This is a genomic window from Saccharopolyspora gloriosae, from assembly GCF_014203325.1.
Classification (GTDB): domain Bacteria; phylum Actinomycetota; class Actinomycetes; order Mycobacteriales; family Pseudonocardiaceae; genus Saccharopolyspora_C; species Saccharopolyspora_C gloriosae.
Genome location: NZ_JACHIV010000001.1, coordinates 5,892,298 through 5,915,516, shown reverse-complemented (window position 1 = coordinate 5,915,516; position 23,219 = coordinate 5,892,298). Strand labels below are relative to the sequence as shown.

The window sequence follows — 23,219 nt, the reverse complement described above, 5'->3', positions numbered from 1 at the left end:
TGGCTGTTCAGGAGGGGGTGTGCGGGGCGGGATCGGGCGGTTCGCCTCGTCCGGGTGGTTCAATTTCTCGCGAAATTGGCGGAATCGTCCACACCGTGACATCGGGCGGGAGTCCGGCTGCGGACGCGAAAAGGCCCGGGGGAGTCCGAGGGGACTCCGCCGGGCCTTCGTCGTTCGCGGGCTCAGTCCTCGTCGTCGCCCGCGCGGCGAGCGCGGACGGTGCGCACGGCGTTGAGCAGGAACGCGGTGAACAGGACCGCGCCGATGCCGCCGAGCGAGCCGCCTACCGCGATCGTCATCGCGGCCCAGTCGGTCTGCGGGATGGCGTCCGCACCGAGCCGGGCAGGCTTGGCCGGTGCGGGCTGCTTGCCGTGCTCGGCGGGCACGACGTCGCTCAGCGCCGCCATCGGATCGATCATGCCGTACCCGACGATGTCGTTGCGCCCGTTCGGGCCGCCGGGGCTCAGCGTGGTCTTCTCGATCCGATCCATGACCTCCTTGGCCGACAGCTCGGGGAACTTCTCCTTGATCAGCACCGCCAGCCCGGACACGTAGGGCGCGGCGAAGCTGGTCCCCTGGATCGGCCCCGGCTCGCCCTGCGGACCGGTGGCGAGCTGGTTGACCACGCCCGAGCCGCCCCTGCCGGGGTCGAGCGCGGCGAGGTCCTCGCCCGGTGCCGCGACGTCCACCCACGGGCCGGGAACGGTGAACTCCGACGGCTGCCCCTGCTGCCCGATCGAACCGACCGTCAGCACGTACTCGTCGAACCACGCGGGCAGCACGGCCGTCGTCGGGTTGCCGCTGGGGTTCTTCTGGCAGCTGTCCTGCGTGTTGCCCGCCGCCGCCACGATGACGATCTTCTTGTCGTAGGCGTTCTTGACGGCGTTGTAGAGCAGGTTGTTGTAGCCGCCGCCGTCGGCCATCGCCGCGGCCATCGACTGGCACGACGACTGCGAGATGTTGATGACGTCGACGTTCTGATCGGCCGCGTACTGGATGGCCTGCGCCATCGTCCGGGTGTCGCCGATCGTCTTGTTCTGCGCCTTGTCCTGGAACAGCGAGGACGACTGGCGCAGCGACATGATCGTCGACTGCGGCGCCACCCCGACGAAACCGGTGCTGGGGTCCTCCGAGGCGGCGATGATCCCGGCCACCACGGTGCCGTGGCCGTCGCAGTCCGAGTTCGCCCCGCCGTCCGGCACGGCGCTGCCGCCGCCACCGTTGAGGTTGAGCCGAGGATGCGGGTTCACCCCGGTGTCGATCACGCCGACCGTCTTGCCCGCGCCGGTCAGACCCTCCTCGTGGGCCTGCTCGAAGCCGAGCACGAGCTGGCTCCACGGCTTCTCCTCGACGGAGGAACCGCTGGTGTTGGCCTGCATGCAGCCCTGGGTCGGCTCGAAGTTGCCGCTCACCGACAGCGGACCGGACGGCGGAGTCGCCGGGGACAGCGGCGGCGGCTGGAACTCCACTTCATCGGCCATGGCCGGCTGGGCGGGGCCCAGCGCGGTCAGGCCGAGCACGGAGATCAACGCCAGGCCGCACCGCAGCTTCCCGCCACGCGAGTTGAAGCGCATCGAATTCGCCCTCAGAGAGAGATGTTGAGGTCGCGGATGGTCATGTACAGATCCATGACGCCGAGCGCGAGCGGCAGCACCAGCGCGATCAGCACCGCCTCCAGGATGTCCACCGTGCGGCGCTGCACCGGGGAGAACCGGCGGTTCGGGAACACCACGCCGAACACCAGCGCCAGCACGCCGAGCAGCACCAGCGGCGGGAACACCCACGCCACGGCCACCGGCATCAGCGCGGTCTGCACCAGCAGCCCGGCAGCCACGCCGACGGCGGCGAGCAGGCCGTTGAGCAGCAGCGCCACGGCCTGGCTGCCGTTGGCGTAGTTGCGCCCGCGCAGCAGCAGCACCGCGGCGACGACGATCGCGTACAGCGCGCCCCAGACCCCGCCGCCGGGGACGGTCACGGCGAGGATCGCGCCGAGCGCGGCGGTGAGGCCGCAGCCGATGATCAGGCCGGTCATGTACTGGTGGGCGAGGCCGGTGCGGCGCTCGATCATGCGGTAGTCCGGGAAGCCCTCGTCCTCCTTGAGGTCGTCGGCGTTGCCCGGCACGTGCGGCAGCGGCAGCTTCGCGAGCTGGATGGTCAGCCTCGGCAGCAGCGAGATCCCGGCGAGCCCGACGGCCCCCGCGCCCGCCGCGACACCGGCGGCGCTGGCACCGCTGGGCAGCAGGAGCGTGGCGATGAACGCGAGCACCGCGAACGCCGACACGGTGGCCGCGGCGATGAACGTCACGATGCCGGTGCCGATCACCATCAGCGAGATCGCGGCGAAGATCAGGACCAGCGCGCTGGCCAGCAGCAGCGCCGGACGCAGGTCGTTGCCGGGGACCGCGTTGAGCCCGGCCACGAAGGCCATCGGCAACGCGCCCGCCCCGGCGATCACGGTGCCGGTCGTCGCGGCGCCGTAGGCGCGCGTCACGACCGAGCCGATGCCGGTGGCGAACACCGCCACCACGACCGCGACGATCGCGGTGATGACGTGGAACAGGATGCCGCCGAACTGGCCGGCGAGCCCTAACGACGCCGCCGCGGCGACGAGCCCGAGCACGCCCGCGGTGTGCCCGATCTTGGCCGCCGTCTCCTTCGTCCACGGCCGGTAGCTGCCCGGCTCGGCCTCCGCGAGCGCGTCCACGACGTCGTCGTACAGCGGCGGGGGCGGATTGTCCGAACGACGCCGCAGCTGGAGCAGATCACCGTCCACGATGCCCAGCGACGCCAGCGTCTGGCTGTTGTCCAACGGCTCGTCGCCGAGCTTCGCCAGGCACCAGCCGCCGTGTCGCGAACCGCCGTCGACGCTGCCCTCGCGGGCCATGTCCAGCAGCATCGGCAGCAAGTCCGCCACCGCGACGTCGGCGGGCAGCGCCAAGTCGATGCGAGTATTCGGCGCCACCACTGTCACGCGGCTGAACACCGTGGTCCCGGTCGCCACTGAGGCCCCCTACTTCCTAGGTCCTTGCATTTGGGTCCTTCTGCGCCTCGATCCGGCCAAGTGCGGCTTTTCTCGCCGAAAGCGGCCCGCCCGGCCGAAGAGCGCCCCTAGTATGGCCGCACCGACCACGCGGGAGTGAAGGGTTTGGTCGAACTCGTGCCAACGGGTTCGTATCCGGTTGGTCACGGACGAACCGGAACGCCCTGGGTCCTGCTGAAGTCAGTGCCGTGGACGGTACAGAATGCCGCCTGCGGCAGTAGGGGCGTCGCCACTGAGCCCGCCGCTCCACATTGCTACGACTTGAAAGGTTGCTGCCTCCGGTGAGCACGCTGCAGTTCAAGCGAACGCCACGCATGGCCGCTCCGAGGCCTCCGGGCGGCGAGGTGCACCTCGAACCGCCACCCGAGATCCCCCGGGTGATTCCGGGCAACATCGTCCAGAAGGTGCTTCCGGGCGTCATGATCGTGGCATCCCTCGGGATGATGGTCTTCATGCTTCAGCGGGCGAAGGACAACCCGATGATGATGATGATGCCGATGATGATGCTCGTGTCGACCTTCGGGATGATCGCGGGCGGCGGCAAGGACGGCGGCCAGAAGAAGGCCGAGATGAACGAGGACCGCAAGGACTACCTGCGCTACCTCGGTCAGATGCGCGACCGCGCCCGCGAAGCGGCCGACGAGCAGCGGCTCGCGCGCGAGTGGGTGCACCCCGACCCGCAGACGCTGTGGTCGGTCGCCAACGGCACGCGGCGGATGTGGGAGCGGCGTCCGAACGACAACGACTTCTGCCAGGTCCGGGTGGGTCGCGGTTCGCAGCGGCTGGAGACCCGCCTGGTGCCGCCGCAGACCGGCCCGGTCGACGAGCTGGAGCCGATCACCACGCTGGCGCTGCGCCGCTTCGTGCGCGCCCACTCGCTGGTGTCGGAACTGCCGATCGCCACCTCGCTGCGCGGTTTCGCCGCCGTCGGCCTGCAGGGCGAGCGCGCGCTCACCCGCGGGCTCGCGCGGGCGATGCTGACCCAGCTGGCCACCTTCCACTCGCCGAACGACGTGATCATCGCGGTCGCCTCCAGCGGGCGGGCCCGCACCGAGTGGGACTGGGTGAAGTGGCTGCCGCACGCCCAGCACCCCACCGAGACCGACGGCATCGGCCCGATGCGCCTGATGGCCGGGTCGCTGTGGGGCATCGAGGAGATGCTCGACGAGCAGCTCGCCGAGCGCGCCCGGTTCCAGCGCAACGCGGCCCCGCCGGAAGGCCAGCCGCACATCGTGATCCTGCTCGACGACGCCGAGATCAGCCGCGAGGAGCAGCTGATCGTCGAAGGCGGACTCGCCGGCGTCACGATGATCGACCTGTCCGATGTGCTCGGTCAGATCACCCAGCGCCGCGGCATGCGCATCGTGGTGGAGGCCGACCGCATCGGCGCCCGCGGTCCGGGCAGCGTGGAGTGGTTCGGCGAGCCGGACTCGCTGACCATGGAGGAGGCCACCGCGGTGGCCCGCCTGATGTCGCCGTACCGCATCGCGGCCGGTGCCTCGGCCGTCGAGGACAGCGGGGCCGTCGAGCCGCTGACCACCCAGCTCAACTACATCGAGCAGCTCGGCCTCGCCGGTGACCCGGTGACCTTCGACCTCAACGAGGCCTGGCGCCCGCGGCCGAAGGAGGACCTGTACCGGGTCGCGATCGGCCCCGGCGAGCAGGGCGAGATCGTGCACCTGGACATCAAGGAGACGGCCTCCGACGGCATGGGGCCCCACGGCCTGTGCATCGGCGCGACCGGTTCCGGCAAGTCCGAGTTCCTGCGCACCATCGTGCTGGGCCTGCTGGCCACGCACTCCTCCGAGTCGTTGAACTTCGTCCTCGTCGACTTCAAGGGCGGTGCGACGTTCAACGGCTTCGAGTCCGCCCCGCACGTGTCGGCGAGCATCTCGAACCTCGGTGACGACTCCACGCTGGTCGACCGCATGCAGGACGCGCTGGCCGGGGAGACCAACCGCAGGCAGGAAGTGCTGGACAAGGCGAAGGCCAAGAACGTCTGGGACTACCGCAAGCTCTACGAGGCCGGCGACGCCAACGCCCAGGAGCCGCTGCCCGCGCTGTTCGTGGTCATCGACGAGTTCGGCGAGCTGCTGCAGGCGAAGCCGGAGTTCGCGGACCTGTTCGCCAAGATCGGTCGAGTGGGTCGGTCGCTGCAGGTCCACCTGCTGCTGGCGTCCCAGCGGCTGGAGGAGGGCAAGCTGCGCGGCCTCGACGCGCACCTGTCCTACCGGATCGGCCTGAAGACGTTCAACGCCTCCGAGTCCCGCGCCGCGATCGGCATCCCGGACGCGGCGGACCTGCCTGCCTCCGGTGGGCACGGCTACCTCAAGCACCCGGAGGGCATGGAGCGCTTCCGCGCCTCCTACGTCTCCGGGCACCTGCACCAGACCAGCGGCCGGCGCCCGATGGGCCAGGCCGCCTCGCCGGTGACGGGCGAGAAGCGCCCGCGCTTCTTCATCCCGGACTTCATCGAGAAGCCCCCGGAGCCGGAGACCCCGGTGGCGGAGGAGCCCAAGGAGAAGAAGGTGGACGAACTCGCGCCCACCGACTTCCAGCTCGTGATCAGGAAGGTCGAGGGCGCGGGACCGCCCGCGCACTCGGTGTGGCTGCCGCCGCTGGACGCGCCGCCCACGCTGGACGGCCTGCTGCCGCCGCTGCAAGCGACCGACGACCGCGGGTACACCGCGGCCGGGTCCGCGGGCGCCGGCAAGCTGGAAGTGCCGATCGGCCTGGTCGACGTGCCCTACAACCAGCGCCAGGACCACCTGATCCTGAAGTTCGCGAACGGTTCCGAGGGCAACGGGGCCGTGGTCGGCGGGCCGCAGACCGGCAAGTCGAACCTGCTGCGGACCATGATCACTTCGATGGCGCTCTCGCACACCCCGCAGGAGGTGCAGTTCTACTGCATCGACCTCGGTGGCGGGTCGCTCTCGGCGCTGCGGAACCTGCCGCACGTCGGCGCCTACGGCAACCGGCGTGACCTGGACACGGTGCGCCGCACCATCGCCGAGATCAAGTCGCTGGTGACGGCTCGGGAAGGCCGGTTCCAGGAGGCGGGCATCGACTCGATGGCCGACTTCCGCAACCGCAAGCGCCGCGGCGAGATCACCAACGACCCGTACGGCGACGTCTTCCTGATCATCGACGGCTGGGAGGCGTTCCGCGCCGAGTCCGAACTGGAATCACTGGAACCGGAGATCAACAACCTGGTCCAGCAGGGCCTCGCGTTCGGCGTCCACGTGTTCCTCGCGGCGAACCGGTGGGCGGGCATCCGCCCCCAGCTCAAGGACGCGCTCGGCACCCGGATGGAGCTGCGGCTCGGTGACCCCGGCGAGTCCGAGTTCGACCGCAAGATCGCCAAGATCGTCCCGGTCGGCCGCCCCGGCCGCGGACTGCACCCGACGGGCCTGCACTTCCTCACGGCACTGCCCCGAGTGGACAGCGAGCAGCTCAGCGAACGCGTCAAGGCCGAGGCCGCGCGCGTGGCCGAGTTCGAGAAGGCCGAGCAGGAGGGCCGCACCCCCGAGGGCTCGCCGAACCCGCGGCCCGCGTGGGAGCTCTACAACGAGGACCTCGCCGACGGCGTCGCCGACCTGGTCAACCGGGTCAAGAGCTCCTGGAAGGGGCGGCCCGCGCCGCAGGTCCGCCTGCTGCCGGAACTGCTGCCCTACGAGCAGCTGCCCGCCAAGGAGCAGCAGCCCCGGCCGCACCTGGTGCCGATCGGCATCAACGAGGACGGGCTCAACCCGGTCTACCTGGACTTCAAGGCGGAGCCGCACTTCTACGCGTTCGGCGAACGCGAGTCGGGCAAGACCTCGTTGCTGCGCACCATCGTGCAAGGCATCACGACCCGCTACACGCCGCAGGAGGCGATGATCCTCCTGGTCGACGTGCGGCGGACGATGCTGGGCGTCGTGCAGACCCCGCACCTGATGGAGTACGCGGTCAGCGTCGACCAGCTCAAGAACAACGTGCGCGACGTGGGCGCGGCCCTGAAGAAGCGGATGCCCGGACCGGACGTCACGCAGGACCAGCTGCGCAACCGCTCCTGGTGGAAGGGGCCGGACCTGTTCATCGTGGTCGACGACTACGAGCTCATCTCGCCCCAGGGCAACAACCCGCTGGCACCGCTGGCGGAGTACGTCGCCCAGGCCTCCGACGTGGGGCTGCACATGGTGATCGCCCGCAACTCGGGCAACGCCAGCCGGGCGCTGTTCGAGCCGATCATCGGCAAGATGCGGGAGGTCTCGGCGCCCGGTCTCGCGATGAGCGCGAACAAGGACGACGGCCAGCTGGTCGGCAACGTCAAGTCGCGGCAGCTGCCGACGGGGCGCGGCATGATGGTCAGCCGCACCTTGCGCGGCGGCCCGCAGCTGATCCAGGCGGCGCACATCCAGCCGGAGTGATCGGCGGATCGCACTGGTGAGCAACGAGAACCTCCCCCATCCGCGCGGTGGGGGAGGTTCTTCGTCGCTCTCGGTGAATGACACGATCGAGCGAAGATCTTCGCCGGTCGTCGCGCCTAGGGTGTGGGCCATGCCGGATACCCCCCGCGCCCGAGCGCTAGGAAAGGAATTGCGCGTCGCCCGCGAGCAATCCGGTCTGACATTGCGTCAGCTCGGTGATCTGATCGGTTGTTCGGAGGCGAAGGTCAGCCGGATGGAGACGGCACGCCGCCGCCTCGCGCCGAATTCGGTGCGGGCATTCCTGGATGCGGTCGACGTGCGCGGCGCGAACCGGGATCGACTGCTTCGGCTCGCGTACGACATCGACGAGCCGGTCTGGTGGGAATCCGGTATCGGACTGCCCACGCAGCTCACCGAACTCATCGATGCGGAAAACCGCGCGGTGAGCATCACCGAGGTCTCCGAAGTCCTCATTCCCGGCCTGCTGCAGATTCCCGATTACGCGCGCGCCCTGTTCGCCGCCACCGATGTCGCCGTCGAGCAGCTGGACCGCCTGATCGCGGTGCGCCTGTCCCGGCAGCGGATATTGAACCGCGCGGATCCGGTGCGCTACCTGGTCCTGCTGGACGAGGCCGCGCTGTGCCGCGCGGTGGGCGGGCCTGCGGTGATGGCCGCTCAGCTGCGCGCCGTGCTGCACGCCTGCGAGGCCTCGAACGTCACCGTGCAGGTGGTGCCGTTCTCGGCGGGCGCGCACACCGGCATGGACGGCCCCTTCCTGCTGCTGGAGTTCCTCCGGAGCAGACCGGTCGTCCATCTGGAACAGCGCCGCTGCGGAGCTTTCCTGGATGACCCGGAAGACGTAACGCCCTTTCAGCACGCTCGTTCTAGGCTGTGCCGGACGGCGCTGAGTCCGAATTGTTCAATGGAACTCGTGGCGGCTTATGCGCGCAGGTACGAGTGCTGGGAGGGCACTGCACATGGGGACGGGACGTTGGCGGAAATCGAGCTACAGCGGTAGCCAATCGGCGTGCGTAGAGGTGGGGTCCCTCGCGAAGCGGGTCGATGTGCGGGATTCGAAGGATCAGACCGAGGTGTTGTGCTTCCGGCGCGAGCAATGGCGCACTTTCCTGGCCGAGATCAAGTATTCCGATTGAGTCCGCGGTAGCGGACGACGTGCGTCCTGGATTCACCGCGCGAGCGCGCAGGAACGCGTGAACCCGCTTCATCGATGCCGGTCGGAGCGGTTTGTTCCCCGCTCCGACCGGCATCGTCGTCTCCGACGGGACCGGTAGCCTGCGAGTCGGCACCGGACGGCAGACGACAGCGATTCCGCGTCGCACCGCTCCGGAACAATCGGGGCATCGCGTCAAGAGCCGGTCGCGAAAGCCACCCGATCGAGGGCAGACTGTTGAACCGTGCGCACCCTCGGCCTCTAGGGTGCTCGGTGGATTCGGGATCGGAGCCCCGACTCGCGCGAACCGTTCGGGGGAATCTGGGTTCGCGCACGGTTCGTCCCGCCGCGAGAGCGGCCCGGCGAAGACACCGCCACGACCGCGCGGCGGTGCGCGAAGGAGTAGTGGGTGTCCCTGCACGTCTCGGTCGACTTCGGCACCTCAAGCACGTGCACCGTGGTCTCCGTCGGCGGCGGTGAACCGCAGGTGGTCGTCGTCGACGGCCAGCCGCTGGTGCCGTCGGCGGTGTTCGCCGCGGCCGACGGCACCCTGTTCGTCGGCCACGAGGCGGAGCGGCAGGCGGCCGTCGACCCGTCCCGGTTCGAACCGCACCCCAAGCGCCGCATCGACGAAGGCGAACTGCTGCTCGGCAGCAGCGTGCTGCGCGTCGGCGACGTGGTGCGCTCCGTGCTGCAGCGCGCGGTGGGCGAGGCCCGCCGCTTCGCGGGCGGCGCGGGCGTCGACCTGCTCGTGCTCACCCATCCCGCCGACTGGGGCGCCGTCCGCGCGGGCGTGCTGCGCCAAGCCGCCGCCGGGTTGGCGAAGGAACTGGTGCTGGTCCCCGAACCGGTGGCCGCCGCGGTGTTCCACTCCGCGGGGCACGGCCTGCCCGACGGGGGAGCGCTGGCCGTGCTCGACCTCGGCGGCGGCACCGTCGACGCGAGCGTCGTGTGCAAGCAGGGCCAGGCGTTCCGGGTGCTGGCGACCAAGGGCGACCCGAACTTCGGCGGCGCCGACATCGATCAGGCGCTGTTAGAGCACATCGGAGCCGTCGTGTCCGGGATGGACCCGGCCGCGTGGCACAAGCTCGTCGACGGCAGGGAGATGGCCGACCGGCGCCGGCGCCGCGTGCTGCGCCAGGACGTGCGCGGCGCGAAGGAGACGCTGTCCCGGCACACCTACACCGACGTGCCCATGCCGCCGCCGTTCTCCGACGCGCACGTCACCCGCGCCGACCTGGAGCGGCTGGTGGCCGCGCCGCTGGCGAAGGCCGCGGACCTGGTGACGGCCACGCTCCACGACGGGCAGGTACCGAGGGAGCGGCTCGCGGGCGTGTTCCTCGTCGGCGGTTCCAGCCGGATCCCGCTGGTGGCCCGGCTGATCCACGAACGCACCGGCGTCCTGCCGACCACCCTGGACCAGCCGGAGACGGTGGTGGCGCGGGGCGCGCTGCGCGCGGTGCGGCTCGACCCGGAGCGCACCGGCGGGCTCGCTCCCGCGGGCGGGCACCGGGGCACGAACGCGCCCACCGTGCGCCGCCCGGTGGCGGGCGGGCCGCAGCAGGCCTGGGCACCCCGGCCCGCCCCGGCGGACGACTCGCTGAGCCGGGCCTCGACCGTCGTCATCGGCGGCAGCGATCGGACCCGTCCGGTGTTCCACACCCCCGCTCCGCCGCCGCGACCGGCGCGGCCGTGGGTGCTGGCCGGTGGCGCGGTGGCGGCGCTCGCCGTGGTGGTCGTGGCGGTGCTGCTGGCCGTCCAGGCCACCAGCGGGCAGGCCGAGCCGCCCGCTCGGCACGTCGCGCAGTACGAGTACGCCTTCGACTACCCCGGCGACTGGCAGCAGACCGGTGGCGACCCGCAGCTGTGGCAGACGGTGATCGCGCCGCCCACCGGGGGCGACGACCTGATCCTGGTGCAGCAGGGCGACCTCGGTTACGACACCGAGGAGGGGCGTTCCCGCGCCGTCGCCGACCTGCGCGCGCAGTACGACCGCTTGAACGCCGACGGCGGCCGGTTCTCGGACTTCGACGAGCGGCTGCCGTACGCGGGCGAGGACGTCGTGTACTACCGCGAGTCGCTGCCGAGGGCGACGGTGGAGTGGTTCGTGCTGCACCGGGGGCACTTCCAGGTCAGCGTCGGATGCCGCTACACCGGCGCGGGCAAGCAGCAGGTCGAGTCCGCCTGCGAGCAGGTCGTCTCGTCGCTCGCCGTCGGCGGCTGACCCCGGTGCGCCGGTGCGGGCCTTTTCTCGCACGGGCGGGAGAGGGAAGAATCGATAGCGGGTGCAAATCGCTTGTGCAAATCACTCGCGCGAATCGAGTTCTGCCGAGCTGCTCGCCTCCATTTCGCATTCGCTAATGGCTTTTGACCTGCGGGTTCCGCGTTCTTCGTTCACAGGAGCAACCGTTTGCGAAAAAGCCGGGACAGGGCGGAACCGAACATGGCAATGTCTGCGTCGTAGGTTCATCGATCTTCGAGCAACGAATGAAGGGGGCCACCTATGAGCGGGATGGGTACCGACGCGGACCTGATGGCGAAGGCCGCAGGCCAGGTCGAAGAGGTTCGGGGCAACGTCGAGACCGCGGTCAGCACGCTGGAGGGCCAGATCCAGCCGGTCCTGACCTCCTGGAAGGGCGGCGCGTCCGACGTCTTCCGCCGCCTGATGGACGCGTTCAACGAGAACGCCAAGACCATCAACCAGAAGCTGGGCGAGATCAGCGAGAACATCCAGACCTCGGGTCAGGCGTACACCCAGAACGAGGAGGAGCAGGCCCAGGAGATCTCCAAGATCGAGGGCATGCTCGGCGGCTGAGCTCGCCTCCGACGTTCTTTCTCCACCTTCTTCCGACCACTTCACGTGAGGGGACTTCACCATGGAAATTCGGGTTGATTTCGGCCAGCTGAGCCAGGCCGCCGACGACCTGGGCGGCGCCGCCACCAAGATCCAGGCCGAGCTGGACGAGCTGGAGAACATGCTCAAGCCGCTCGTCGCGTCCTGGGAGGGTCAGGCGCAGGAGGCGTACCGCGCCGCGCAGGACGAGTGGGACAAGGCCGCCCAGAACATGATCGAGATCGCCGCGAAGATGGGTATGGCCGTCAACGCCGCGAACGACTCCTACCAGGCCGGTGAGGCGAAGAACGCCGGCCGCTTCGGTGGCTGATCTTCCCGCCGTGCTCGTCGCCGACCCCGTGCGCCTCCGTGGCCCGGGGTCGGTGGTGTTCCGGTGGGCGGGTGTCCGGAGCGTCCGAGGCGCCCGGTAGCATCCACTCGGCGACAAGACACGTCGACGGCGTTTCCCGATGAGGGGGACCCCGTATCGGTGGGTCTTTTCGCCAGCGAGTACCCTGATTGTTTGTTGTGCGGTGCGCGACTGCGGTGTTGGAGCGGTGACCGGCCCAACGGAACGCCCGGCGAGAGCCGAGGCCGAACCGGGGCCACAGGTCTCTGGTGACACCCAGGACGTGCCGGTTCCCCGGCCAGACCGGGGCTTCCGACCCGGCACGGTTCCGATGGGCTCCCCAGAGGAACACACGGGGTCCGCACCGAGATTCCGACGCGAACGACGACGAGGTAGATCCGTGCGCACGTACAGCCCCAAGGCCGGCGAGGTGACCCGCGCCTGGCATGTCATCGACGCCGAGGACGTGGTGCTCGGTCGGCTGTCCACCCAGGCCGCCCTGCTGCTGCGCGGCAAGCACAAGCCGACTTACGCCCCGCACCTCGACACCGGCGACTTCGTCGTCATCGTCAACGCTGAGAAGGTGGCGCTGACCGGCAAGAAGCGCGACCAGGCGTTCCACTACCGGCACAGCGGCTTCCCGGGCGGTCTGCGCAAGCAGTCCCTGGGGCAGGTTCTGGACTCCCAGCACCCCGAGCGGGTGTTGGAGAAGGCCATCAAGGGCATGCTGCCGAAGACCAAGCTCGGCCGGGCCATGGGCAAGAAGCTCAAGGTCTACGCCGGCCCGGAGCACCCGCACGAGGCCCAGAACCCGCAGCCGTACCAGATCAACGCGAAGGTCGAGAAGTGACCGAGGGACCCGAGGACCAGCCAGTGACCACTCCTGAGCCGGAAGAGACTCCGGTTATCGAGACCGTCGGCGAGGACGTCGTCGAGAACATCGGCGAGAACTTCGCCGAGACCGCTGAGGCGGACGTCGAGACCGAGGTCGAAGACGCGCCTCAGGAGTTCGCGCCGATCCCGTCCGGCCGCGCCGTGCAGACCGTCGGCCGCCGCAAGGAAGCCATCGTCCGCGTGCGCCTGACCTCCGGCAGCGGTGGGTTCAAGCTCAACGGCAAGGCGCTGGAAGACTACTTCCCGAACAAGGTGCACCAGCAGATCGTGAAGGAACCGCTGGTTCTCGTGGAGCGCGCCGAAGGCTTCGACGTGCACGCGAACCTCAACGGCGGTGGCCCCTCCGGTCAAGCCGGTGCGCTGCGCATGGCCATCGCGCGTGCGCTCATCGAGCTCGACGCCGATGACCGCCCGGCGCTGAAGAAGGCCGGCATGCTCACCCGCGACCCGCGGGAGAAGGAGCGCAAGAAGTACGGCCTCAAGAAGGCCCGCAAGGCTCCGCAGTACAGCAAGCGCTGACCTTTCGTACGATTCACGGGAGCAGCCGTGGCGTCCGCGCGACGCCGGGGCTGCTCCCGTGGTCTTTTTGTATGCCGGGTTCGGGCCTGGCATGGCTCTGCCGTCGATCCAGGAGGATTCGCTGCACATGTCCCGGCTGTTCGGCACCGACGGAGTACGCGGCCTCGCGAACTCGGACCTGACGCCGGAACTGGCGTTGTCCGTGGCGGCCTCGGCGGCCCGCGTCCTCTACGACCGGGACGACTCGCGTCGCAGGGTGGCCCTGGTGGGCCGCGACCCGCGGGCCAGCGGCGAGATGCTGGAGGCGGCGGTCACGGCGGGCCTGACCTCGGCGGGCATGGACGTGCTGCGGGTCGGCGTGCTGCCGACGCCCGCGGTGGCCTACCTGGTGGGCGAGCTGGGCGCCGACATCGGCGTGATGATCTCGGCCTCGCACAACCCGATGCCCGACAACGGGATCAAGCTGTTCGCCGCCGGTGGTCACAAGCTGCCGGACGCGGTGGAGGACGAGATCGCCGCGCGGCTGCACGAGGACGTGCAGCGGCCCACCGGGTCGCACGTCGGCCGGGTGCGGGACGTGCCGGACTCGGTGCAGCGCTACGTGGACCACCTGCTGGTGGCGACGCCGCAGCGGCTGGACGGCATCCGGGTCGTGGTGGACTGCGCGAACGGCGCGGCTTCCAGCGCGGGGCCGGAGGCGTACCGCAGGGCGGGCGCCGACGTGGTGGCCCTGCACGCCGACCCGGACGGGCTCAACATCAACGACGGCGTGGGCTCGACCCACCTCGACGAGGTGCGGGCGGCGGTGCTGGAGCACGGCGCCGACCTGGGCATCGCGCACGACGGTGACGCGGATCGCTGCCTCGCGGTGGACGCCGCGGGCGAGGTCGTCGACGGGGACCAGATCCTCGCGATCCTGGCCGTGGCGATGAAGGAGTCCGGCGAGCTCGCCGACGAGACCCTGGTCGCGACGGTGATGAGCAACCTGGGGCTGCACCTGGCGATGCGCGACCACGGCGTGAAGCTGCGCACCACGAAGGTCGGGGACCGCTACGTGCTGGAGGAGCTGCGCGCCGGCGGGTTCTCGCTGGGCGGCGAGCAGTCCGGTCACGTGGTGCTGCCCGGCCACGCCACCACCGGCGACGGCGTGCTCACGGCGCTGCGCCTGATGGGTCGGATGGCCGCGACGGGCGAGACGCTCGCGTCGCTCGCCACCACGATGGTCCGGTTGCCGCAGGTGCTGGTGAACGTGAAGGTCGTGGACCGCTCGCTGGCCGTGGCGGCGCCGTCGGTGTCCGAGGCGGTCGCCGCGGCGGAGGCCGAGCTGGGCGAGAAGGGCCGGGTGCTGCTGCGCCCGTCCGGCACCGAGCAGCTGGTCCGGGTGATGGTGGAGGCGCCCAGCGAAGAGGTCGCGGACGCCACGGCGCGGCGTCTGGCCGAAGTCGTTGCTGCCATCCGGTGATCTTGTGATCTGAGTCTCCCTTGATCGGCCAAAGTGTGAGACGGTGCTCACATGGGTGCCATCGTTGTCGCCGTTCTCGTCGGGCTTGTCGCCATCGGCCTGGTCGCTGCCGTCCTCGTGCTCTCCGCTCTCGGCATAGCCGGGACGAAGGCCCTCAACGCCGTGCACGACGGCGGCCAGTGGTGGGTCAACCGCCGTTCCCGCAGGCACGGCTGAGCGGGGGCCTGAGATGCGCGGGGAGCGGTTCGCGGATCTGTTCGTCATCGTGCTGCTGCCGCTGGCCGGGATGGCGCTGGCGGTGATCCTCGCGATGCTGATCATCTCGATCTGAGCCGAACCTCCTGCCACCGGCGATTCCGCGGGTCCTGAGCCGCGTCGAGCCGCCGGTGGTCCGCGTGCGCCCTCCGATACGTTGTGCGCGGAGAAGAGGGGGACTCATGAACGTGATCATGCTGCTGGTGAGCTTGCTCGTCGGCGGGGGTGCCGGCGCGCTGACCGCCGCGCTCGTCGTCAAGGTCAAGCTCGGCGGCGCCGCCGCGCAGTACGGGCCGCCGCCCGGATATCCGCAGGGGCCGGGCGCTCAGCCGTTCCCGCAGCCACCGCCGCCGCAGCGGTTTCCGCCGCAGCCACCGCCGTCCCAGTCGTTCCCGCAGCAGCAGATGCCGCAGCCCTACCCGCCGCAGGGGCCGTATCCGCCGCGCTGAACCTTCGCGTATGCAAGGAGATCATCGGATTCGGCCCGTTCGCCGCGCTCAGCTGCCAGGGTGAGGAACCTGGCGTTGCCACCTGACGTCGCAACGTTGCGATCCGGTGGGGGCGTGGAGTGCGAGGAGGGGCAACGATGGCAGGTTTCGGGACGAACTCGGGGGAGTTGGTCGCCGCCGCGAGCAGCATCAGGGGCACGGCGGATCCGGTGCGCGACGAGCACGCCGCGAAGATCGCCGACCTTGGCTTGGGGGCCGGGGACTTCGGCCGGGTGCACCAGCAGGCGTTCGGCGGGTACCAGGACGCGATGGCCAAGCTCGCGAAGTGCGTGACGTCGATGGCCGAGGCGATGGACGACTTCTCGCAGAAGCTGGAGCAGACCGGCCAGGGCTATGACTGGTCCGACGCGGACGCATCGGAGACCGTCGGCAAGTCGGGGAGCAACTGATGGCGGAGGAGAAGCAGCCGACCGTCGACGAGGTCAAGGCGCTCCTGGACAACGGCGACGTCTCGGACGAGGCGAAGCGGAACCTGCTGCTGATCTACCGCCAGCGGAACTTCTTCGAGGACACCTCCGCTCTCGATCCGTACATGGACAAGTACGACGACAGCGGTTGGCGGGTCTCCGGTGAGGGCTTCACCACGTGGGACCCGGACGAACATCTCCAGGAGTCCTACGAGGAAGCGAAGAAGCAGGCCGACGCCGCGGGGGAGAAGGACCGCAAGCACGACGAGGCGATCAAGGGCGGGCAGGCCACGATCGACGGCACCCAGCGCGCGGCCGACAACGGGGAGAAGGGCGGCGCGGGAGCCGACTCCTCGGACGAGCTGCTGGACGCGGGCAACGCCGGTTTGCGCTTCTTCCGCGACCTGCTGCCGGTGTACCACCGGATCGGGGCGATCAAGAACCAGCGCGTCGGCGTCGGTCAGGTCAAGCAGGCCGAAGATCGCTTCCACGAGCAGCGCGGCATCCAGTTCGCGAAGTTCGCGCGGGGCACCGAGGACCTCAACGCCGCCGAGAAGGGCATGCGCAAGGCGCACGAGGAGATGTCGACGCGCCTCGGCCGGCTGTGGGGCGGCTGGAGCGGTGCGGCATCGGAGAGCTCGCAGCAGTTCTTCGCGGACAAGTTCACCCCCACGGTCAACGAGCGCGTGATCAACAGGGTGAGCACGGCGGCGCAGAGCACCACCGCGGCGATGAAGGGCCTCGGCGACCTGTGCCGGGAGAAGTCCCGCTACGTGCTGGAGCTGGAGAAGCGCCGCGAGCAGGTCACCTGCGGCAAGAGCACCAAGGACTGGGACACCACGATCGACCTGGCCAACGGCAGCGATGACGACGAGGTGATCCGCAAGGTCGCGGCGATCTGGCAGATCCCGATCAATGAGGACTGCGGGGACGCTGACGACGCCACGAAGGAGGCGGCGAAGAAGAAGGCGCAAGAGATGGCCGACGGCTTCGCCATGGCGGTCGAGGACGAGTGGGAGAACTTCGACAAGAAGTGCACCGACACCAAGACCGCGGTCGATGACACGTGGAAGAAGCTGAACGAGGAACTCGGCAAGGCCGAGGAGAACCCGTTCAGCAACCCCGGCCCGGCGCAGGACGGTGCCGGGCCGCAGGGGCCTGGCCAGCAAGGTCCTGGTCAGCAGGGCCCTGGAGGCGCTCCGTCCGGCGGCTCGCCGGGAGGTTCGCCCGGTGGTTCTCCAGGGGGTTCGCCGGGAGGTTCGCCCGGTGTATCCCCCGGCGGCTCGCCGGGTGGAGCGGCGGCGATGCCGGAGACTCCGGCGATGCCGGAAGCCCCGAAGATGCCCGAAGCCCCCGAGATGCCCGAGGTGCCGGGGATGCCGCAGCCCGGCGCGGCCGGGCCGGGTGCTCCGGAGGTCGAGACGATCGGCGAAGGTCAGGACGCCGTTCAGATCCAGGAGCCGGACCAGCAGGGCACCTCGCAGGTCACGGTCATCGGCGAGGACGGCAAGCCCAAGACCTACGACGTGCGGTTCGGCCCGGAAGGCGGCATGCCGGGCGTGGGAACGAATCCGACGCCGGGTGCGATGCCCGGTCAGCCAGGTATGCCTGGTGTGGGGACGAATCCGACGCCGGGTGCGATGCCGGGCCAGCCAGGTATGCCGGGTGTGGGGACCAACCCGACGCCGGGCGCGATGCCAGGTCAGGAGGGCGCCCCGCTCGGTACGGGCGCCGCGTTCCCAGGAGGCCAGCCGCCGCAGCCGGGCATCCCGGTGGTGCCGGGTGAGGACGGCAAGGCCGTGATCCACGAGGGCGATCGCACGATCACCCTGGAGCGTGCCCCGGACGGTTCGATCAACGTCGAGGTGGACGCCGGCGGTGGCCGGCCGCCGATCCAGGAGACCGTGGAGTTCGGCGCGGACGACCAGCCCGCACCCGACGCCCGCACCGCCGCTCCCGGAGCCGTGCCGGGCGCTCCGCCCGCTCCGCCCGCTCCGCCCGCGATGCCCGGTGCGGAGCCCCTCGGGCCGGACGCGGCCGGAGCTCCGGTCGGACGCGACCCCGGCGCGAGCTTCGATCCGTCCGCACCGGTGGGAACTCCGCCGCAGGTCGGCGGGTTCGACGCTCCGGCGTCGGGCGGCACCGAGCCGGTGGTTCCGGCGGCGTCGGCGACGAGCGCCCCCGAGGTTCCCGACGGTCCGGCGCCGACGAGCTCGCAGTCGGCGGGCTTGGCCAGCGCGTTCACCAGCGAAGGCGTGTCCGGTTCGTTCGCGAGCATGTCCGGGCAGCTGTTCGCCGGTGACCTCGGCGCCGAACCTCCCGCGCAGCACCCGTCACCGTTCGGCGGCCCACCGCCGCAGGCGGGCGCGACGGGGCTGGCCAGCGCGGACGACGCGGCCTCCGGCAGCCCGCAGGGGGCGACCGGGATGGGCACGATGTCCGACCCGGCCGCCGCGCAGGGCGGTCAGCAGCAGTCCGGTGGCGGCGCCATGGGCGGCGGAATGATGGGCGGCATGGGTGCGATGGGCGGCGGCCAGCAGGGCGGCGGCGGTGAGCAGGAGCGGACGAACTCCAGCCCGTGGCGCACCCAGGGGCAGCTGTTCGACGACGTGGTGGACGACTCCGGTGCCCGGCACCGGGCGGTGCTCGGTGAGGACCGGCAGGGATGAGCGTGACGCGGGGAAGGACCGCCTGAGATGAGCACCGAGACACCGGAGGCGCGCGCGTTCCGGGAATCGATGAACCGGCTGGTCAGCGACGACGTGAACCGCAGCCACGAGCTCACCAAGAGCTCCAGGGAGAGCGCGGACAAGGCCACGGCCGCCATCGAGAGCACGGTCGCCACGGCGAAGAAGATGGCCGAGCGCATCCGGGAGCGCACGGAGCGGGAGAACGCCGAGCGCAACCGGGTCGCGGAGATCGACGTCGGCATCGAGGACGACGAAGAGGAGTACACCGACCCGGCCCCGCGGCCCGCCCCAGCGGGCAGGCCGGAACCGGTCGCGGAGACCAGGCCGGAACCTCCTCCGCAGAGCCGTCCGGAGCCGCCGCAGCAGGGCTGGCAGCAGCCGCCGCCGCGTCCCGCTCCGCGCCCCGCGGCCCGGCGGCGGCCGGTCCTCGACGACGAGGACGACGACTTCTCGAACCGCAGCTGGTTGAGGTGAACGGCAGCCGCGTCAGCGGTACTGCGGCGGGTAGCCCTGCGGCATCGGTGGTCGAGCCGCGGGGCCACCGTTGATCGCGGGGACGAACGAGAGGCCCGCGATGATCGCGCCGAGCACCAGGACGATCACGAAGCGGGTGTCGACGATGTCGTCGAAGTTGAGCCGCAGGTGCGTGGTGGCGACGGTGTGCACTTCGTAGGCCGCGTTGAGCAGGAAGCCGAGCACCGCCGCGCCGCCCGTGAGCACGGCGAACACCCGGGCGGCGCGTGCTCGGGCGAAGTGCAGGATCGCCGCCGTGAGCGCGAACGCGCCGGCGAGCACGATCCCGACGCCGCGCAGCATCGACAGCGCGATGTTCACGCCCACCTGGGTCTGCCCGTCGAAGACGATGCTCGACGCGGCGGCGCTGCTCACGATGGACGTGATCCCCTCTTCGACGAAGAAGAGCGCGAGCACGCAGAGCACGACGGCGAAGGTGATGCGCGGCCGTTCGACGCGGGTTTCGCCGGTCCGCCCGGCGCCGGGAAACCCGGCTGCTGCGGGTAGGTCCACTGGGCTTGCCTCGGTGCCTGCGGGTAGCCCTGCTGCACCGGGTACGCCTGCTGCGGATGGCCCTGCTGCGGCGGGGCGGCGTGCGGAAAACCGTGGGGTCCTGGCTGCGGCGCGCTCATGCCGGTGATTGTGGCCGACGTGATCGCCGCGGCGGGCCGTTTCGCCGCGACCGTGCGGAATTCGACCCCGGTCAGGCCGTGAGCTGCTTCGCCGTCCGGCTGTGCTCCTGGTCGATGGCGGCACCGGAGACGTCGCCGTCGAGCAGCGCGTCCCACCGCTTGTCGGCGTTGAGGTGGCGCAGCAGGAACGCGGTGATCAAGGCGCGGGTCGTGCGCTGGGTGCGGTATTCGGCCTTGCCGTGCAGCACCAGTTCCGTCCAGTGCCTGCCTTCGGTGATCCCGAGGTGGCTGGCCTTGGGCAGGTCGCGCAGCTGCACCGGCCCGCCCCACGCCGCCGCGATCGGTTCGGCGTTCGCGACGGACGGTGCCAGCAGGTCCTTCCCGCCGGTGAGGTGCAGCCCGGGTGCCGTGACGCGGTGCGCGGCGGCCAGCGCCGACGGCATCGTCTCGGTCACCGCGAACGTCGCCACGGCCCGCACCCGCGGGTCGTCGGCCGCGGCGAGCACGGCGCTCCCGCCGCCCAGCGCGTGGCCCGCGACGCCGAGCTTGCCGTCGTCGACGCTGATGTCGCCCGTGCCGAGGCGCACGCCGGTGCAGATGTCGAGGGCGGTGCGCAGGTCCGAGGCCAGCATCCGGTGCGAGGCCAGCGGGCCGCGCTGGGTGCCGGGAGCGGCGGCGACGATGCCCCAGGACGCGAGGTGGCGCAGCAACCCGGTGTACCGGCGGGGCGATTGCAGCCACCCGTGGCCGAACGCCACGGCGGGCAGCCCGCGGCCGCTGCGCGGCGTGCACACGATGCCGGGCAGGCCGACCAGCGCGAGGTCGCCGTGCAGCACCTCGTGCGGTCCGCGGTGGGACAGTTCTTCCAACGCCTTCTTGGCATTCCGCGCCATGGTGGGTCACGGTAGCCGACGCGGCAGTGGGCTCGCCCACGCGAGGCGGACGGCCCGTGACGTGGCGGACGCCTCGGGTGAGATTCACCGGCTCTCCCGGGCCGCTGGACCGCCTTCGTTCGAGTGCCGGTGCGGCGATCGTTCCGCCGCGCTCACCACGCCGAATCCCGCCTCGATCCGCTGACCAGCGCCGATGATCGTCCGAGAACGATCTCCCCGGGACCGAGGTGCCGGGTCGCACCGTCAGGTGCGGGCGCCGTGCCCGTTCTGAGGTGTTCGGCGGCGGTGGCTACGCTGACTCGGGTGTGCGGCATCGTGGGTTACGTAGGACATCGTCAGGCGCTGGACGTGGTGCTGGACGGGCTCAGGCGGCTGGAGTACCGGGGATATGACTCGGCGGGCGTCGCGATGCTCGACGGCTCCGGTGGTCTCGCGGTCGAACGCGCCGCGGGCGCGTTGTCGAACCTGGAGGGCAAGCTCGCCGGGCAGGACGGCTCCCGGTTCACGGCGACCAGCGGCATGGGCCACACCAGGTGGGCCACGCACGGCGCGCCGACCGACCGCAACGCGCACCCGCACCGGGACGCCGCGGGCAAGGTCGCGGTCGTGCACAACGGCATCATCGAGAACTTCGCCGCGCTGCGCGCCGAGCTGGAGACCGCCGGTGTCGAGATGGCCAGCGAGACCGACACCGAGACCGCGGCGCACCTGGTGGCCGCGGCCTACGCCTCCGGTCCGACCGCGGGTGAGCTGACCGCGAGCGTGTGCGCCGTGGCGCGTCGCCTGGAAGGCGCGTTCACGCTGCTGGTCACGCACGCCGACGAGCCCGACAAGATCGTCGCCGCGCGCCGGTCCTCGCCGCTGGTGGTGGGCGTCGGCGACGGCGAGAACTTCCTCGCCTCCGACGTCGCGGCGTTCATCGAGCACACCCGCGACGCGGTGGAGCTCGGCCAGGACCAGGTCGTCACCATCGACCGCGGCGGCTACCGGGTCACCGACTTCGACGGCGCCGAGGTGCAGGCGAAGCCGTTCACCGTGGATTGGGACCTCTCGGCCGCCGAGAAGGGCGGCCACGACTACTTCATGCTCAAGGAGATCGAAGAGCAGCCCGAGGCGCTGGAGAACACGCTGCGGGGGCACTTCGTCAACGGCGGCATCGTCCTCGACGAGCAGCGGATGACCGAGCAGGACCTGCGCGACATCGACAAGGTCTTCGTGGTCGCCTGCGGCACCGCCTACCACTCGGGCCTGCTCGCGAAGTACGCCATCGAGCACTGGTGCCGCATCCCCGTCGAGGTGGAGCTGGCCAGCGAGTTCCGCTACCGCGACCCGGTGCTGGGCCGCGACACGCTGGTCGTGGCGATCTCGCAGTCCGGGGAGACCGCGGACACCTTGGAGGCGGTGCGGCACGCGCGCACCCAGCGGGCCAGGGTGCTGGCGATCTGCAACACCAACGGCGCGCAGATCCCGCGCGAGTCGGACGCGGTGCTCTACACGCACGCCGGACCCGAGATCGGGGTGGCGGCGACGAAGACGTTCCTGGCGCAGATCACCGCGAACTACCTGGTGGGCCTCGCCTTGGCGCAGGCGCGCGGCACGAAGTACTCCGACGAGGTGGCGCGCGAGTTCGAGGAGCTCGCCGCGATGCCGCAGGCGGTGCGCCAGACCCTGTCCACCGTGGAGCAGGTGCGCACGCTCGGGCGCGAGCTCGCCGACTCGAAGGCGGTGCTGTTCCTGGGGCGCCACGTGGGCTACCCGGTGGCGCTGGAGGGCGCGCTCAAGCTCAAGGAGCTCGCGTACATGCACGCGGAGGGCTTCGCCGCGGGCGAGCTCAAGCACGGGCCGATCGCGCTGATCGAGGACCGGTTGCCGGTCGTCGTGGTGATGCCGTCGGCGAAGGGCCGGGCGCTGCTGCACTCGAAGATGCTGTCCAACATCCGCGAGATCCAGGCGCGCGGTGCCCGCACCGTCGTCATCGCCGAGGAGGGCGACGAGGCGGTGCGCCCGTTCGCGGACGAGCTGATCGAGATCCCGGCGGTGGCCACGCTCCTGCAGCCGCTGGTGTCGACGGTGCCGCTGCAGGTGCTCGCCGCGGAGATCGCCCGCGCCCGCGGCTACGACGTGGACAAGCCCCGCAACCTGGCCAAATCCGTCACGGTGGAGTGATCACCACCGCCGCTTCGCGCCTCCGGACGGGCCGTTCGACCACAGCGTCGAGCGGCCCGTCCGGCTTTCGCGGACCGCCGAGGCGAACTCGCTCCCGAGCGAACGGCCTGTTCGCCCAACGGGATTGGGCAGACGGTCCGTTCACTCGGAACCGCTGCCGCTCTCCGGCTGGGGTGAACGGCTCGTTCGTCCAAGGAGGTTGGGCGAACGGTCCGTTGACTCGAACCGGTTCTCGCTCGGTTCGGGGGGTGAGCCGGGGTGGACGGCCTGTTCGTCCGATGAGATTGGGCAGACGGTCCGTTCACTCCCGTCCGGTTCCTGTCCGGCCGGAGGGTGAGGTGGGGTGAACGGCCTGTTCGTCCAACGGGATTGGGCGAACGGCCTGTTCGTCCAACGGGATTGGGCGAACGGCCTGTTCGTCCAACGGGATTGGGCGAACGGTCCGTTCACTCGGAGACGGTGTCGGTGCGGTGGGTG

General features: G+C 70.7%; 19 protein-coding genes. 15 read left to right on the top strand and 4 right to left on the bottom strand.

From position 1 onward, the window contains the following. Positions 1–182: 182 nt before the first annotated feature. On the bottom strand, positions 183–1,574 hold the full coding sequence (gene mycP / locus BJ969_RS25630) for a type VII secretion-associated serine protease mycosin (RefSeq protein WP_184483159.1): 1,392 nt from the start codon (positions 1,572–1,574) through the stop codon (positions 183–185). An 11-nt stretch (positions 1,575–1,585) separates the two neighbouring features. Beyond that, complete coding sequence (gene eccD, locus BJ969_RS25625; protein WP_184483157.1) at positions 1,586–3,001, bottom strand: type VII secretion integral membrane protein EccD; 1,416 nt, start codon at positions 2,999–3,001, stop codon at positions 1,586–1,588. Between the two features lie 320 nt (positions 3,002–3,321). On the opposite strand from eccD, the gene eccCa reads away from it, so the two are divergent. The 14 genes from eccCa (at position 3,322) to BJ969_RS25555 (ending at position 19,012) form a co-directional block, all read left to right on the top strand. Then, the gene (gene eccCa, locus BJ969_RS25620) at positions 3,322–7,449 is read left to right on the top strand and encodes a type VII secretion protein EccCa (protein ID WP_184483155.1); all 4,128 of its coding nucleotides are present in this window, start codon (positions 3,322–3,324) and stop codon (positions 7,447–7,449) included. Positions 7,450–7,465: 16 nt separating this feature from the next. Then, positions 7,466–8,467 carry a Scr1 family TA system antitoxin-like transcriptional regulator gene (locus BJ969_RS25615; protein WP_184483153.1) on the top strand — a complete coding sequence of 334 codons (1,002 nt, stop codon included), beginning with the start codon at positions 7,466–7,468 and terminating at the stop codon, positions 8,465–8,467. Next, a complete protein-coding gene (locus BJ969_RS25610; protein WP_343071594.1) occupies positions 8,391–8,603 on the top strand; it encodes a DUF397 domain-containing protein in 213 nt (70 codons plus the stop codon). Before BJ969_RS25615 ends, BJ969_RS25610 begins: the two co-directional genes overlap by 77 nt. Before the next feature lie 426 nt (positions 8,604–9,029). Next, positions 9,030–10,844 (top strand): type VII secretion-associated protein, encoded by a 1,815-nt coding sequence (locus BJ969_RS25605; RefSeq protein ID WP_184483149.1) that lies wholly within the window; start codon positions 9,030–9,032, stop codon positions 10,842–10,844. Between the two features lie 279 nt (positions 10,845–11,123). After that, positions 11,124–11,435: a WXG100 family type VII secretion target gene (locus BJ969_RS25600; protein WP_184483147.1), complete on the top strand. Its 312-nt coding sequence runs from the start codon at positions 11,124–11,126 to the stop codon at positions 11,433–11,435. Positions 11,436–11,496: 61 nt separating this feature from the next. Further along, the gene (locus BJ969_RS25595) at positions 11,497–11,784 is read left to right on the top strand and encodes a WXG100 family type VII secretion target (protein ID WP_184483145.1); all 288 of its coding nucleotides are present in this window, start codon (positions 11,497–11,499) and stop codon (positions 11,782–11,784) included. 418 nt (positions 11,785–12,202) lie between these two features. Then, positions 12,203–12,652, top strand: coding sequence for a 50S ribosomal protein L13 (rplM, locus tag BJ969_RS25590; protein ID WP_184483143.1), 450 nt, complete (start codon positions 12,203–12,205; stop codon positions 12,650–12,652). Positions 12,653–12,675: 23 nt separating this feature from the next. Continuing rightward, positions 12,676–13,215: a 30S ribosomal protein S9 gene (gene rpsI / locus BJ969_RS25585; RefSeq protein ID WP_425503580.1), complete on the top strand. Its 540-nt coding sequence runs from the start codon at positions 12,676–12,678 to the stop codon at positions 13,213–13,215. 127 nt (positions 13,216–13,342) lie between these two features. Then, a complete protein-coding gene (glmM, locus tag BJ969_RS25580; RefSeq protein ID WP_184485798.1) occupies positions 13,343–14,677 on the top strand; it encodes a phosphoglucosamine mutase in 1,335 nt (444 codons plus the stop codon). A 51-nt stretch (positions 14,678–14,728) separates the two neighbouring features. Beyond that, positions 14,729–14,893, top strand: coding sequence for a hypothetical protein (locus BJ969_RS25575; protein WP_184483141.1), 165 nt, complete (start codon positions 14,729–14,731; stop codon positions 14,891–14,893). Between the two features lie 221 nt (positions 14,894–15,114). Beyond that, positions 15,115–15,381: a hypothetical protein gene (locus BJ969_RS25570; RefSeq protein ID WP_184483139.1), complete on the top strand. Its 267-nt coding sequence runs from the start codon at positions 15,115–15,117 to the stop codon at positions 15,379–15,381. A gap of 137 nt (positions 15,382–15,518) precedes the next feature. Beyond that, positions 15,519–15,830 carry a type VII secretion target gene (locus tag BJ969_RS25565; RefSeq protein ID WP_184483137.1) on the top strand — a complete coding sequence of 104 codons (312 nt, stop codon included), beginning with the start codon at positions 15,519–15,521 and terminating at the stop codon, positions 15,828–15,830. Then, complete coding sequence (locus BJ969_RS25560) at positions 15,830–18,517, top strand: hypothetical protein (RefSeq protein WP_184483135.1); 2,688 nt, start codon at positions 15,830–15,832, stop codon at positions 18,515–18,517. The genes BJ969_RS25565 and BJ969_RS25560 overlap by 1 nt, the downstream gene beginning before the upstream one ends. A 27-nt stretch (positions 18,518–18,544) precedes the next feature. Then, entirely contained in the window at positions 18,545–19,012 is a 468-nt protein-coding gene (locus BJ969_RS25555; protein ID WP_184483133.1) for a hypothetical protein, read from the top strand. 12 nt (positions 19,013–19,024) lie between these two features. Here BJ969_RS25555 and BJ969_RS25550 read toward each other — a convergent pair whose 3' ends face one another. Then, entirely contained in the window at positions 19,025–19,564 is a 540-nt protein-coding gene (locus BJ969_RS25550) for a hypothetical protein (RefSeq protein ID WP_184483131.1), read from the bottom strand. A 190-nt stretch (positions 19,565–19,754) separates the two neighbouring features. Continuing rightward, the gene (locus tag BJ969_RS25545; protein ID WP_184483129.1) at positions 19,755–20,576 is read right to left on the bottom strand and encodes a dienelactone hydrolase family protein; all 822 of its coding nucleotides are present in this window, start codon (positions 20,574–20,576) and stop codon (positions 19,755–19,757) included. Between the two features lie 303 nt (positions 20,577–20,879). Between BJ969_RS25545 and glmS the strand changes: the two genes are divergently transcribed. Then, positions 20,880–22,742, top strand: a complete 1,863-nt coding sequence (gene glmS / locus BJ969_RS25540) for a glutamine--fructose-6-phosphate transaminase (isomerizing) (RefSeq protein ID WP_184485794.1) — start codon at positions 20,880–20,882, stop codon at positions 22,740–22,742. The last annotated feature ends 477 nt before the right edge of the window (positions 22,743–23,219 follow it).

Coding starts and splice junctions, on each gene's coding strand:
- mycP (WP_184483159.1), bottom strand. CDS start 1,574: ATGCGCTTCAACTCGCGTGGCGGGAAGCTGCGGTGCGGCCTGGCGTTG.
- BJ969_RS25610 (WP_343071594.1), top strand. CDS start 8,391: ATGCGCGCAGGTACGAGTGCTGGGAGGGCACTGCACATGGGGACGGGA.
- BJ969_RS25600 (WP_184483147.1), top strand. CDS start 11,124: ATGAGCGGGATGGGTACCGACGCGGACCTGATGGCGAAGGCCGCAGGC.
- BJ969_RS25595 (WP_184483145.1), top strand. CDS start 11,497: ATGGAAATTCGGGTTGATTTCGGCCAGCTGAGCCAGGCCGCCGACGAC.
- glmM (WP_184485798.1), top strand. CDS start 13,343: ATGTCCCGGCTGTTCGGCACCGACGGAGTACGCGGCCTCGCGAACTCG.
- BJ969_RS25575 (WP_184483141.1), top strand. CDS start 14,729: ATGGGTGCCATCGTTGTCGCCGTTCTCGTCGGGCTTGTCGCCATCGGC.
- BJ969_RS25570 (WP_184483139.1), top strand. CDS start 15,115: ATGAACGTGATCATGCTGCTGGTGAGCTTGCTCGTCGGCGGGGGTGCC.
- BJ969_RS25565 (WP_184483137.1), top strand. CDS start 15,519: ATGGCAGGTTTCGGGACGAACTCGGGGGAGTTGGTCGCCGCCGCGAGC.
- BJ969_RS25560 (WP_184483135.1), top strand. CDS start 15,830: ATGGCGGAGGAGAAGCAGCCGACCGTCGACGAGGTCAAGGCGCTCCTG.
- BJ969_RS25555 (WP_184483133.1), top strand. CDS start 18,545: ATGAGCACCGAGACACCGGAGGCGCGCGCGTTCCGGGAATCGATGAAC.
- BJ969_RS25545 (WP_184483129.1), bottom strand. CDS start 20,576: ATGGCGCGGAATGCCAAGAAGGCGTTGGAAGAACTGTCCCACCGCGGA.